Origin of the sequence: Mycobacterium sp. IS-1556 (assembly GCF_001499985.1) — a bacterium.
Lineage (GTDB): Bacteria > Actinomycetota > Actinomycetes > Mycobacteriales > Mycobacteriaceae > Mycobacterium.
Genome location: NZ_LQIM01000003.1, coordinates 133,164 through 146,274 on the forward strand (window position 1 = coordinate 133,164; position 13,111 = coordinate 146,274).

The 13,111-nt window shown below is 66.3% G+C and carries 11 protein-coding genes; 5 read left to right on the forward strand and 6 right to left on the reverse strand.

The features are described from left to right. Positions 1 to 10: 10 nt before the first annotated feature. Both AU187_RS04625 and AU187_RS04630 read right to left on the reverse strand, forming a co-directional pair. On the reverse strand, positions 11 to 1,588 hold the full coding sequence (locus tag AU187_RS04625; RefSeq protein WP_156442322.1) for an AMP-binding protein: 1,578 nt from the start codon (positions 1,586 to 1,588) through the stop codon (positions 11 to 13). A 14-nt stretch (positions 1,589 to 1,602) separates the two neighbouring features. Then, on the reverse strand, positions 1,603 to 2,718 hold the full coding sequence (locus tag AU187_RS04630; RefSeq protein WP_059166281.1) for a Rieske 2Fe-2S domain-containing protein: 1,116 nt from the start codon (positions 2,716 to 2,718) through the stop codon (positions 1,603 to 1,605). 134 nt (positions 2,719 to 2,852) lie between these two features. Here AU187_RS04630 and AU187_RS04635 point away from each other — a divergent pair, with 134 nt between their 5' ends. Beyond that, positions 2,853 to 4,091: a cytochrome P450 gene (locus AU187_RS04635; RefSeq protein ID WP_059166282.1), complete on the forward strand. Its 1,239-nt coding sequence runs from the start codon at positions 2,853 to 2,855 to the stop codon at positions 4,089 to 4,091. 1 nt (position 4,092) lies between these two features. Here AU187_RS04635 and AU187_RS04640 read toward each other — a convergent pair whose 3' ends face one another. Next, a complete protein-coding gene (locus tag AU187_RS04640; protein ID WP_059166283.1) occupies positions 4,093 to 6,393 on the reverse strand; it encodes a CaiB/BaiF CoA-transferase family protein in 2,301 nt (766 codons plus the stop codon). A 118-nt stretch (positions 6,394 to 6,511) separates the two neighbouring features. Between AU187_RS04640 and AU187_RS04645 the strand changes: the two genes are divergently transcribed. Both AU187_RS04645 and AU187_RS04650 read left to right on the forward strand, forming a co-directional pair. Continuing rightward, positions 6,512 to 7,321 (forward strand): FadR/GntR family transcriptional regulator, encoded by an 810-nt coding sequence (locus AU187_RS04645; protein ID WP_059098602.1) that lies wholly within the window; start codon positions 6,512 to 6,514, stop codon positions 7,319 to 7,321. A 10-nt stretch (positions 7,322 to 7,331) separates the two neighbouring features. Beyond that, a complete protein-coding gene (locus tag AU187_RS04650) occupies positions 7,332 to 8,045 on the forward strand; it encodes an SDR family oxidoreductase (RefSeq protein WP_059166284.1) in 714 nt (237 codons plus the stop codon). On the opposite strand, the gene AU187_RS04655 is transcribed toward AU187_RS04650, so the two are convergent. Genes AU187_RS04655 through AU187_RS04665 form a run of 3 tightly spaced genes read right to left on the reverse strand, consistent with a single transcriptional unit; the run spans position 8,038 to position 10,600 of the window. Next, positions 8,038 to 9,174 carry an amidohydrolase family protein gene (locus AU187_RS04655; protein ID WP_059166285.1) on the reverse strand — a complete coding sequence of 379 codons (1,137 nt, stop codon included), beginning with the start codon at positions 9,172 to 9,174 and terminating at the stop codon, positions 8,038 to 8,040. The genes AU187_RS04650 and AU187_RS04655 overlap by 8 nt on opposite strands. Beyond that, on the reverse strand, positions 9,171 to 10,247 hold the full coding sequence (locus AU187_RS04660; RefSeq protein ID WP_059166286.1) for an amidohydrolase family protein: 1,077 nt from the start codon (positions 10,245 to 10,247) through the stop codon (positions 9,171 to 9,173). The genes AU187_RS04655 and AU187_RS04660 overlap by 4 nt, the downstream gene beginning before the upstream one ends. After that, positions 10,244 to 10,600: a Rieske (2Fe-2S) protein gene (locus AU187_RS04665; protein WP_059098606.1), complete on the reverse strand. Its 357-nt coding sequence runs from the start codon at positions 10,598 to 10,600 to the stop codon at positions 10,244 to 10,246. The genes AU187_RS04660 and AU187_RS04665 overlap by 4 nt, the downstream gene beginning before the upstream one ends. Before the next feature lie 86 nt (positions 10,601 to 10,686). On the opposite strand from AU187_RS04665, the gene AU187_RS04670 reads away from it, so the two are divergent. Next, positions 10,687 to 11,892: a cytochrome P450 gene (locus AU187_RS04670; protein ID WP_059166287.1), complete on the forward strand. Its 1,206-nt coding sequence runs from the start codon at positions 10,687 to 10,689 to the stop codon at positions 11,890 to 11,892. Continuing rightward, the gene (locus AU187_RS04675) at positions 11,889 to 13,046 is read left to right on the forward strand and encodes a Zn-dependent alcohol dehydrogenase (protein WP_059166288.1); all 1,158 of its coding nucleotides are present in this window, start codon (positions 11,889 to 11,891) and stop codon (positions 13,044 to 13,046) included. The genes AU187_RS04670 and AU187_RS04675 overlap by 4 nt, the downstream gene beginning before the upstream one ends. The last annotated feature ends 65 nt before the right edge of the window (positions 13,047 to 13,111 follow it).

Sequence of the window (13,111 nt, forward strand, 5' to 3'; positions counted from 1 at the left end):
GCGGTTCTCCTCACCTGCTCAGCGTGTAGCCGTTGGTCTCGCGGTCCCACGTGCCGGCGCCCGCTCCCCTGGCGCGCAGCAAGTCCTTACGCACCCGGCCGATCACGTTCTTCGGGATCTCGGGCAGCACCTCGAGATAGCGCGGCACGCAGAAGTACGGCATCCGGTCGGCGCAGAAGTCGAGGAGCTCGGCGAAATCGACTGTCGCGCCCGGCTTCAGCGTCATCACCACGAGGATGTCTTCTTCGCCCAGCTCGCTGGGCACCCCGACAGCCGCCGCCTCGGCCACAGCCGGGTGGCCGAGCACCGTCTGTTCCACCTCGACCGACGACACGTTCTCGCCTCGCCGGCGCAGCGAATCCTTGGCGCGATCGACGAACATCAGCTGCCCGTCTACCAGCCGTCCGAGGTCACCGGTATGAAACCAGTCGGGGTGAGGAGCCACGGTCACGTGGGTTCCGCCGGGCGCGGACACCACATACCCCTCGCTCATCACATGCGCAGTCCGCGTCCGGCAGGTGATCTCACCCACGGCGCCTTCGGGCACCGTACGCCCGTCGCGGTCGACGAGGCGCACCTCGAATGCCGGATTGACCGTTCCCGATGTACCCGGAACGCCCTCAGCCGAAACACTCTTGTAGGCAAGCGGAAACGCCTCGGTCAGGCCGTACATCGTCACGACGCGGCAGCGATATCTGGTCTCGATGGCGCGATAGGATTCGGCGGATATCGGAGCTGCCGAGATGAACCGCAGGCCCGTCTCGGCGTCGCGTGGATCCGGAGGCAGGTTCCACAGCATCGCCACCATCGCCCCGGCGCCCGCAAAACCGACCGCGCCGCAGTCCCGGATCTGGTCCCATACCTCGGTCGGATGGAAGGCGTCGGCCAGCACGCTGGTGCCGCCCACCAGCATGGGTGCCAGCACGGTCGGCGCGGCGCTGAGATGGAACAGCGGCATCGCCGTCCAGATCACCTCTCCCGCGCTGAATTCCCATGCCGCGGCCACCGTCGCGGCGGCGATGAACAGGTAATGCCAGGTCGTGGCGACCGCCTTCGACGGTCCGGTGGTACCGGAGGTGAAGAACAGCGCGCCGACGTCGTGCGGAGCAGCGGCGGCCGCCGCGGGCGCGGTGGTGCGGGCGCTTGCCAGCTCGCTCGACAGCGAGTCACCAACGGTGGCAATGGATGCGAGCGAGTCGATGTCGTCGGCCACGTCGGTGAGCCGGTCCGCTCGGTCGGGATCGGTGAGCACGAACACGGCGCGGGACACCGCGAGGGCGTGGGCCAGGTAGTCGCCCTTGCTCGCGCCGTTGACGGCCGCGACGACCGCGCCGATGCGGGCGGCCCCCAGCCAGAAGTACACCCACTCCGGGCATGTCCCGGTGAACAGTGCAATGGTCTGGCCTGGCGCGACGCCCCGGTCGAGAAGTACGTTCGCTGCCGCGCACGACCGGTCGCGCATCTGCGCGAAAGTCACGGGCTCCCCGGCGATCGACATCATCACCCGGTCACCGAACTGCTCGGCCCGGCGATCGAGCACCTCGGGCACTGTAAAACGCTCGACGCCGAACATCGCCGGGCCGGCCACCGGGGCGCTGGGCATCACGCCCCTGCTGCGGCCGGATCGGGTTGACCGTCAGCGGTGTAGCCGAAGTCCGTCGCCGCCGGCTGCGTGCCGGGATAGAACCTGTGCGCCCACCGCCGTAGCGCGGCGTAGTCATGCGCCTCTTCCGGCGCCAAGTTCGGCTTCTCCAGGTACTTCATGTTCTCCCACGTGAAGAAGTCCTGTTTGATGACCTCTTGCTGCAATTGCAGGAACTTCGCGGCCCGTCCCGACGGCACGTCACCGCTGTCGCCCGGTTCGCGGATCGACGCCTGTGTGTAGAAGTAGTCGGTGTAGTCCTCGTCGACCGGCGTCTGTCCGGTCACTTGCACGGTCGCCACCAGTTCCGAGGGGAAGCGGACGACGCCGAGGCCCAGCGAGTAGTTGTCGTAGACGATCTTGGCGTCCACCGGCCCGTTCGGCGTCAGCCACGTCTTGGCCCGTCCCCCACCGAAATTCGCGTTCACCGTCGCGTGCAGGTGGTAGCCGGAGACCTCGAACGACGCGGTGTTGGCCGGATTGGCGGCCTTGTGCACGTATTGCACGTGGTAGGGGTCCGCCGCGTTCTCGATGATCATCTGCGCGTGCACCTTGACGCGGTTCACCATCCTGGTGTGCGGATGCAGCGGGTAATACTCACCGGTCTCGAGTTCCGGCAGCACGGGCGGCTGCCAATACGGCGCGCGGCCGTGCCGCTCGTGCCACACCAGAATGAAGCCGTACCACTCTGCACACGGGTAGGTCCTGATGCGCACGTTCTGCTTGCAGCCGATCTTGCTGTACGGGATGAGTGCATTGGTGCCGTCACCGCGCCACTGCCATCCGTGCCACGGGCAGACGATGTGCTCGCCCTCGACGGTGCCGCCCACGCCCATGTTGGCCCCCAGATGCAGGCAGTACGCGTCGAGTACGTGCACGCGTCCGGCTGCGGTTCGGAAGATCACCAACTCCTCGCCGAAGTAATGGGCACGCTTGACCTGCCCGGGCGCCAGGTCGGAGGCGAAGCCGACGATGAACCATCCGGTCGGGAACCGGTAGGTCGACAGGCTGATGCCGCTGGGGCCGAATTCGCGTTCGGACGGATCGAGGGTGGGGTCTTCGACCGTTTCCGTCATACCAACTCCGTCCACGCTCGCAACAGCCCAGGTCAGCGGGCCCGCCCGTTGCCTATTTTTACTATTTTAGGCATTCTAGGTCAAGCAAGCCCAGCGGGGATCGCACGTGGGCAGACGAGGAGCACCGAAAACCCATGCCGATGACAGCTTCGGTCGATCTGTCGGATCCGACGTTGTGGCAGAACGGATTTCCCGACGACCTCTTCGCCGAATTACGCCGGGAGCGGCCCATCTTCCACCACGACCTCACCGACAGTGTGCTGGCGACGGTCAAGCGGGACTTCTGGGTGACGACCAAGTTGCGGCACGCGCAACGCATTCACCGCGACACCGATTCGTTCACCGCGACCGACGGGCCGCTCATTCAGGGCGTCGGCCCTGTCGGCTCGTTTCCGACGATCATCAACATGGATCCGCCGGAGCTGCTGAAGCGGCGACGGGTGATGTCGCACGCCTTCACTCCCAAGGCGATCGGCAAGCTCGAGGACGGAATCCGCACGCGCGCGACCGCATTGATCGACGATCTGCTGGCGGCCGGGGGCGGCGACTGGATCGGCGACGTCGCCGACGTGCTGCCGATGTCGGTGATCGGCGACATCATCGGCATCCCCGAGGACGACCGCCCGGAGATCTTCGACACCTTCGACCGGATCCTGGCGGCCAATTCGCCCGGGTCGACGATGACCGAACCGGAGCAACTCGCCCTGTTCGGCCAGATCTTCACCTATGCGCTCGAGCTGACCGCCGACAAGCGACGCGATCCGGCCGACGACATCTGGAGCACGCTGGCGTCCGCCGTTGTCACCGACGAGAACGGCGAGCAGCTGTCCATCCCCGCCAACGAACTGGAGATCTTCTTCTTCGTCATCGCGTTCGCCGGCAGCGACACGACGAAGAACGCGCTGGCGTACGGATTGCGTGCGTTCGTCGACAATCCCGACCAGATACGTCGCTACCGGACCGACGAATCGGTGCGCCGGGCGGCGGTCGAAGAAGTGTTGCGGTGGGCGACACCGGTGGCGTTCTGGACCCGCACCACCACGACCGACGTGGAGATGGACGGTGTCACGATCCCCTCCGGCGAACGGGTGGTGTCGATGCTCAGATCGGCCAACCGCGACGAGGAGGTGTTCGACGATCCGTTCACCTTCGACATCGGCCGACCGGAGATCCCACACGTGGCGTTCGGAGGGGGCGGTCCGCACCACTGTTTGGGCGCGATGCTTGCCCGCGCCGAGATCCGCGCGGTGCTCGACGAGTTGTTGTGCCGCGCCGACGACATCACTCTGGGCCCCGCCACGGTGACCTATCCGAACCTGACCAACAACATGACGATCTTCGACGCGATGCCGATCTCACTGCGGGCGCGCTGATTCAAAGCCCCTTCGGGCGGGTGCCGATCACGCCTTGGGCGGACAGCCGCTGCAGGTCGGCGTCGGTGAGTCCGCAGATCTCGGTCAGCACCTCGGTGTTGTGCTCGCCGAGCGTCGGCGGCGTGCGCAGCAGCCAGCCGTCGGCGCCGTCGAACCGGGTGAACGGCGGACAGGGATAGTGATTCACGCCGGTGCGGCGGTGCTCGAGCGGTTCGAAGAAACCGCGGTGCCGCAGTTGCGGGTTCTCGGTCACCAGGGTCGGAGAGATCACCGTCGCCGCGGGGATGCCGCGCGCGGCAAGCTGTTCGACGGCGCCGGGCGCGTCCTGGGTGGCCAACCAAGCCTCGAGATCGGAACCGCCAGTGATCTCGGCGATCGCAGCGCGGTGCGCGTCGCTGCAGAGGGCCACGGCGATCCACTGGTCTTCGCCCGCGCACCGGTAGACGTCCTGCTGCGCCGAGCCGTGGCCCCGGTTGCCGCGGCGCTGCATCAGCCGCCCGTACACTTCGAATTCGATTGTCTGCACGGCGGTCACGTTGAGCACCGTCTCGATCATCGGCACCTCGAGAAGCTGCCCGCGGCCCGTGCGGCCGGTGAACTCCAACGCGGCGAGCAACGCGAACGCGGCATGCGCACCGGCCAGGGGATCACACGCACCGCGCGGTGCGACGGGCGGACCGTCGGGCAGTCCCGTCGCCCACGCCAGCCCCGCGATCTGCTCCATGGTCGGCGCGAACCCAACTCGGTCCCGCCACGGCCCAGTCAGCCCGAAGGCCGGCATCCGCAGCATCACCAGGCGGGGGTTGAGGTCGAGCAGCACCTGCGCGCCGAGGCCGAACTGCTCCATCACGCGCGGTGAGAAGTTCTCGACCACAGCGTCGGCGTCGCTGATCAGCTGCTTGACCAGCTGCAGGCCCTCGGCAGACTGCAAATCGAGGGTGACGGAACGCTTGTTGGTGTTCATCGCGTGAAATACCCACCCGTACTCCCACCAGTCGTCGACATCCTTGCGCATGCCACCCGAGTATCGGATGCCGTCGGGGCGCTGGATCGACTCGATCTTGATCACGTCGGCGCCGAACGCGGCCAGCGCGTGCGTCGCCGCCGGTCCCGCCCAGAACGCGGTGAAGTCGATGATGCGCAGGCCACTGAGCGGCAGACCGACATCCCGCGGTTCGACGTGATCCCTTGGCGCCCATAATGACTCACCGTCGGCTTCGCCGATTCCCGGTGCCGGGCGAATCGGCGCCGCAGCTGTCTGCGACATCAACCAGGGTGGCCGCGGTTGGCGGAAGCCGGCCGGGTTGTCGATGTACACCCCGCGCTGCACGAAGTGGTCCATATGCGGGATGGTCGCGCCGTCGCCGATCGGCGCGAGCGGGATCCGGAACAGCTGGCCGAGCTCGACGATCTCGTCCACGGTTCGGGCGCGCAGCCAGGGGTCGATACGCTCGCGGATCCAGTCGCGGTAGTCCCATCGGCCGATCTGGAACTGCAGCTGGTCGATCTCGGTGAGCTCCGGGCATTCCACCATCGCGGCGAAGTCCAGCCACTGCTGGCCGGTGACCATGCTGATCCCGACATAGCCGTCCTTGGCGGGTTCGATCGACGGCACCTCGACTGAGCGCCGGATCGGCGGGACCCGCAACAGCGCGGAATGCAACCACTCGCCGCTCTGCATCAGTGTCACCGCCTCGAGCATCGACATGTCGAGGTGGCCGCCCACGCCGCCGCCGTGCACCCGTCGCGACAGCGCCAGCACCCCGAACGCCGCCCACGCCCCGCCCATGTACTCCCCCACGTCGCCACCGATCGAGATCGGCGGCCCTGCAGGATCTCCGCGGAATCCGGTGAGACCCGAGGCGGCCTGCAGCGTGAACTCCGTCGCAGGACGCGCCGACCAGGGTCCGGTCCAGCCGAAATCGGAGATCGTCACGACGACGCAGCCCGGCGACGCCTGGACCAGGCTGTCCGGGTGGATACCTCGCCGGTTCGCTTCTCCGCGGTCCGCCGTCAGCAACAGCACGTCTGCGCCCATCAGCAGGTCTTCGGAAAGCTCCGTGACACTGCGCTTTCCGGCGTTCAGGTAACCGAACAGCGGCGAATCGGCCCCGTCCGGGTTCGGGCCCGTCACCGAGACGCGACGCAGCGGATCGCCGTCGGCGGGTTCTACCTTGACGACCTCGGCGCCCGCATCGATGAGGAGCTTGCCGCAGTACGCGCCGGCGATCCGGTCGCTGATCTCGACGACACGTAGCCCGTCCAGCGGGGTGGGTGCTGCCTGGCCCACGCACTCCTCCATCCCACTTCCATCCCACAAAAGGCGGACCCGCGTTTCTTTGTCATCTTAGTAACTATTGGCAGTTAGCGATCCGGTACGCCCCAGGTGACGGGCTTGTCACTGTTAACATTGCCAAGTCATGACAACACTGGGAATCGGGCCCGAGGCGCGGCGGCGGCTGGGATCGCGCAGAACCGCAGAGATCGTCGCCGACGAACTCCGCCGCCAGATCATCGAGGGTGAACTCGCCGACGGTGATCTGCTGCCACGCCAGGAGATCCTCGTCGAGCAGTTCAATGTCAGCCTGGTGTCACTGCGAGAAGCGTTGCGAATCCTGGAGACCGAGGGGCTGGTCTCGGTCCGGCGAGGTAACCGCGGCGGTGCGGTCGTCCATGCTCCGGCAAAGGCCAGCGCGGCCTACATGCTGGGACTGTTGTTGCAGAGCGACTACGTGCCGCTCGCCGACCTCGGCACGGCGCTTCAGGAACTCGACCCGATGTGTGCGGCGCTCGCGGCGCGCCATCCCGACCGCGGTAAGTCGTTGATTCCGAAACTCAAGGAACTCAACGACGCCATGGCCGAGCACATCGAGGACGGTGCACGCTTCACCGAGATCGGTGGGCAGTTCCACGACGAGATCGTGCGCGGCTGCGGCAATCACACGATGATCGCGGTGGTGGGCAGCCTCGAAACACTGTGGACCGGTCACCTGAACTGGTGGGCCGAGGAGACCGCCGCCAAGGGCGAGTACCCGTCGATGGGCAAGCGCCGCATTGCGTTGACCGTGCACACCAAGATCACCGACGCCATCGAGTCGGGCGACGCGGAGCGGGCCCGCAAGCTGGCCGCACGGCACGTCGCCGACACCCAGACCTATCTGCTGGAGGGCGACCCCGAACAGCGGATCGTGGCACTGTCGCCGCAGGCGCTCGCGCAGCGCCAGCGCTGAAAGGTGCGGTGTGCGAACGGCACTCATCACCGGCGGTAGCGGCGGCATCGGCAAAGCCTGCGGCCGAACCTTGGTCGAGCGCGGCTACGATGTCGTCCTGACGGCCAGACGCGAGGGGCCGTTGCGCGCAGCCGCCGAGGAGATGGGCGCGCGATACGTCGTCGCCGATGCCAGCCAGCCGGCGACGTTCGAGCCCGCCGTCGAGGCGGCCGGCGCCATCGATCTTCTGGTGCACGCATCGGGCATCCTGGGCGGCACCTACGCCCGCAAGCAGACTTTCGACCAGTGGCGGGCAACGATTTCGGCCAACCTCGACTCGTGTTTCGTGGTGAGCTCCGCTGCCCTGCCCCGGATGAGGGCGGGCTCGCGGTTCGTGTTCGTCTCGTCGTCGGCGGCGCACGAGCCGATGCGTGCCCGCACCGCCTACTCGGCGGCGAAGGCGGGGATGAACGCGTTCGCGGGTGCACTCGCCCAAGAGGTCGATCGCGACGGCATCAACGTGCACATCGTCACGCCGGGCCCGGTCGAGACCGAGATGCTGCAGGACGTGCCGTTCGAGATGTATGCGATCCGGGCCGCGGACGTGGCGAACGCGGTCGCCTGGCTCGACACGCTCGACCCGTCGGTCGACGTGCCCGAGATCCGTCTGAACGCGATCACCCGCGGGCCGTCGGCGCGACCTCCGGTGGTGCCGCTGGAGGTACAGCGCCGCGCCGTCAGGTGATTTCGGCGGGCAGCGCCTTGACCGTCGACGGCAGGTCATAGAGCGCCGTCGCATTGCCGCGCATGATCCGCTCGCGCTGGTCGGCAGGGAACCTTTTGATCGCCCAGTCCGGTGAGTCGTAACTCCAGTGCGGGTAGTCGGTCGAGAACATCAGATTGTCACCGAGATCCGTCATCTCCAGGTACTCGCGGTAGACCTTGGTGTTGACCTCCTCGAGCGGTTGCGTGGTGAACCGGACGTGCTCGCGGACATACTCCGACGGCCTGCGTTTGACGTGTGGCAGGTCGGCCTTGCGCTGCTGCCAGATCCGGTCCATCCGCCACATCGCCGGTAGCGCCCAGGTGAATCCGCCTTCGACGAACACCACCCGCAGGTCAGGATGCCGGTCGAACGCGCCGTCGAAGACCAGGCTCATCAGATGCGACACGTACAGCAGCGGCCACGACGCGAAGAAGTCGTGCCAGTGCGCCGGGTTTCCCACGGGATAGATCGGGATCAGTTCGAACGGTGTCTGCCCCATCAGGTGGGTGGCGACCGGTAGCCCGTGGCGCGTGGCGGCCTCGTACAGCGGATCAAAATGCTCGACGCCGAAGGGGATTCCGCGGGTCTGCGGAGTCATCAGCACCTCGGCCATGTACGGATGACCCGCCCATCGCTCGATCTCTCGGGCCGCGGCGTGCGGATCTTGCGCGGTGACACTGATGGCGCCCCGCCACCGGCCGTGCCAGTTGTTGTCCGACAGCCACACATCGGCCAGCCAATCGTTGTGTGCGGCCTTGAGCACGTGTTCGGCCTGTGGCAGCTGCGCATCGCACATCGGTTCCAGCACGGCGATGCTCACCCCGGCGTCGACCAACAACTGCTGGGCGGCGAAATCGGGATCGCTGCCGGCGACGCCGCCGGGCGGGTTCGCATCGACGCGTAGCGACATCGTCTTGTACGAGTCGGGTGTGTCGTAGAAATGGGCAAGCGGGGTTACGGCGTTTCCCGTCGGCCACAACGTGTCCCGCCACCGCGGTGGCGCATAGGTCTTCAGCACGTCGGCGGAGACGGGAAGCGGATGCACGTCGGTGTCGACGATGCTCACCGCGATGTCCTGGGTGAGGGGTGGTCGCTCGATCGTCGTCATTGCAGGCTTCCCTTCACCTGGGGTTCGAGCGCATACAGGTCAGTGGCGTTGCGCCACAGCACTTTCTTGCGCTGCTGCTCGCTGAGGCCGGCCACCGCCTCGTTCGGCCCGACCGCCGACCAGTGTGGGTAGCTCGACCCGTACATCAGCAGGTCCGCCTTGTCGGTGAAGTCCAGCCAGCGCTCGGCGTGCCCCGCCTCGGTGGGCCCGTCGAACGCCGACGAGCAGAACCGCACGTGCCCGGGCAGGTATTCGCTGGGATAGCGGTCCACCCACGGTGTCTGGTCGCGCATCGACATCCAGAACGTGTCGAGGCGCCACATCAACGGCGTGAGGATGTCGTAGCCGCCGTCGGTGAACACGAATTTCAGCCCGGGGTGGCGACCGAACATCCCCTCGACGATCAGCGTCGCGAGGTGGACGAAATAGTTCAGCGGCATGAACGCCGCATATCCGGGATAGGTGTGGGCGTGGCCGGCGAACGTCGGGGCGTGGTCGACGCCGTTGCCGCCGTTGATGTGCACCGCCACTGGCAGGCCGTGTGCGGCCGCGGCCTCCCAGATCGGCTCGAACATCGGCTTGCCGTACGGTTCGCGCGACTGCAGCGGGACCCCGACCTGGACCATCTTCGGATGCTCCGCCAACCGTTCGATCTCGGTGACGGCGCCCTTGACGTCCTCGGGGTTGACGCGGATGGTGCCACGGAACCGACCTGCGGCATCGGGTTCGAGCCAGCGGTCGAGCAGCCAGTCGTTGACCGCCGCGCAGATGCGGCTGTTGAACAGATAGTCGGCGATGTTGCCGCGGGTCAGCGGGTTCAAGATGGCGACATCGACGCCCCCCTCGTCGAACAGGTGCCGAGAGACGGCCTCGGGGTCCGAGCCCGGATATCCGTTGCCGTACAGGTCTGTTCGATAGTCTCCGCCGGGGGCCTGGTACCACTGCTGCTCGACGTCGGGGATGGCGCGCAGCTTGTGCGGAGCCGCCAGATACTGCCGGATCTCGGCGTTGTACCGGAAATGCGGCTGTACGGAAGCGTCGACAACGGGAGTGTCGATGACCGGTGTGCTCATGCGGTGAGATACACCTGCCCGTCGTCGACGTCGACCTGATACGTGCGGACCCGCTTGCTGGGATCGGCGACATTGACGCCGGTGGTGATGTCGAACTCCCACTGATGCCAGGGGCAGCGGGCGATCCGACCCTCGCGGACATGCCGTATGCCGTCGGGCATCTCCGGCGCGTATTCGGTGGTACCGCTGACGTATCCCTCGCACAGCGGGGCGCCCTCGTGCGAGCAGTAGTTCGCGATCGCATACAGCGAACCGCCGATGTTGTAGACGCCCACGCCGAACTGGCCCGCAGGCACCAACTTCATGCTTCCGGGCGGCAGGTCCTCGATCGCACACACCGCGCGGCGCCGCATCACGTCCCCTCGGTCTCCTTGACCTAGAATACCTAAAATAGTAAAGATAGCCGAAGAGAGCCGCTACCTGCTGCCTGGGAGGCACGGTGACGATCAGCACCGATTCGAACGACCAGCTCGCCCCCGACGTGGCCATCGACCCCTACGGCTTCTTCGAGTACATGCGCAACACGGCGCCGGTGTGGCGCGGAACGCTCATGGAGAGCGATCTGATGCCGCCCGAACTCAAGGTCTCCGAGAACTGGGTGCTGTTCGACTTCGAGAGCGTCTTCACAGCTTTCCGCGAGGACACCGTGTTCGCCTCCGAGATGTACAACAACACGATCGGGCTGGTCTTCGGGCCGACGATTCTCGGCATGCACGGCAAACAGCATCACGACCACCGCAGCCTGGTGTCGAAGGCCTTCCGGCAGAGCGCGCTCGCGCAATGGGAACCCGAAGTGATCGATCCGATCTGCGATCAACTGGTCGACGAGTTCGCCGACGACGGCGAGGCCGACCTGATCAAGGCGGTGACGTTCGAGTTCCCCACCCGCGTCACGGCCGCACTGCTCGGGCTGCCGCAGGACGACCTGGACATGTTCCGCCGGCTCTCGCTGGACTTGATCTCGATCACCGAGGACATCGAGGCCGGGCTGAACGCCTCGGCCGAACTGGGCACCTACTTCCAGGACCAGGTCGACCAGCGCCGCCGCAAGATGACCGACGACGTGATCGGTGACCTCGTCGGCGCCGAGATCGACGGCGAGAAGCTGACCGACGAGGCGATCATCTCCTTCCTACGGCTGCTGTTGCCCGCCGGACTGGAGACCACCTATCGCTCGTCGAGCAACCTGTTGGCGCTACTGCTCACCCACCCCGATCAACTCGAGGCGCTCCAGCGGAATCGCGATCTGATCCCGGCGGCCATCGAGGAGGGCATCCGGTACGAGACGCCGCTTGTGCTGGTGGCACGCAACACCACTCGCGACGTCGAGATGCACGGCCTGACCATTCCCGAGGGCGCGCAGGTCAACCTGTGCATGGGTTCGGCGAACCGCGACGCGAAGCGATGGGACAACCCCGACGTGTTCGACATCCATCGGCCCCGCCGCGCGCACATCTCGTTCGCCGGTGGCATCCACAGTTGCCTGGGCATGCACCTCGCGCGCGTGGAAACCCGTGCGATGCTCAACAGCCTCTTCGACCGCGTGACCGACCTTGCGCTACTCGAAGACGAGGACACGAAGATCACCGGCATGCCGTTCCGTTCCCCCAAGCATCTGCCGGTGACATTCCGCCGAGCCTCATGAGAAGTCGCGCGGCGATCCTGCACGACGTGGGTCAGCAGTGGTCCGTCGAGGACTTCGAACTCGACCCGCCGAAGGCCGGTGAGGTGCTCGTGGAAATGGCCGCCGCAGGGCTGTGTCATTCTGATGAACACATCCGCAACGGCGACCTGTCGGCGTCCAACGAAGTCATGGCGGCCTACGGCCTGCCGTCGATGTTCCCGGTGATCGGCGGTCACGAGGGCGCCGGCATCATCCTCGAAGCCGGCGAGGAGGTCAGCGGATTCGCGCCGGGAGACCACGTCGTGACGTCGTTCGTCGCGGTGTGCGGTCGCTGTCGGTGGTGCAACTCCGGCATGGAGTACATCTGTGACATGGGCGCACAGGTGATGGTTCCCGGTATGCCGACCGACGGCACCTTCCGCCATCACACCGCCGACGGCCGCCAACTCGGGCATTTGTCGAAGGTCGGTGCCTTCTCGAAACACACTGTGGTGTCGACGGATTCGATCGTCAAGATCCCGAAGCAGCTGCCGTTGTTGCCGATGTCGTTGCTGTCCTGCGGGATTCCGACCGGATACGGCTCAGCCGAGAACCGTGCGAACGTGCGGACCGGCGATACCGTCGTGATCATCGGCGTCGGGGGTATCGGAACCGGTGCGATCCAGGGCGCTCGACTCAACGGCGCCGCACAGATCATCGCCGTGGACCCGGTCGAGTTCAAGCAGAAGTCGGCGCTGAGATTCGGCGCGACACACAGTGCAGCGACGACTGAAGAGGCCGCCGACCTGCTCAGTGAACTGACAAGCGGAGTCATGGCCGACAGCGTCATCGTCTCGCCCTCCCTGATCACCAAACACGATGTGCAGACCGCGCTCAGCTTGACCCGTAAGGGCGGCACCTGCGTGTTGACGGGGATGACCAAGCAGACCACCGGCTCCATCGCGATCAACCTGCAGGAGTTCATCCTCTGGAACAAGAACCTCGTCGGCACGGTGTTCGGGTCCTGTAACCCGAGGGTGGACATCCCCCGATTTGCGCGGCTCTACGAGGCCGGTCTCTTGCAGCTCGACGAGATGATCACCCGCCGCTACCGGCTCGACGACATCAACGACGGCTACCGCGACCAGCGCAACGGCGAGATCATCCGCGGCGTCATCGACTTCAGCCTGAGCTGAGATTCGCGAGACCGACGAAATGGCGGGTTCGACGCGGAATTTTCAACCGAAACGTCGGTTTCGGC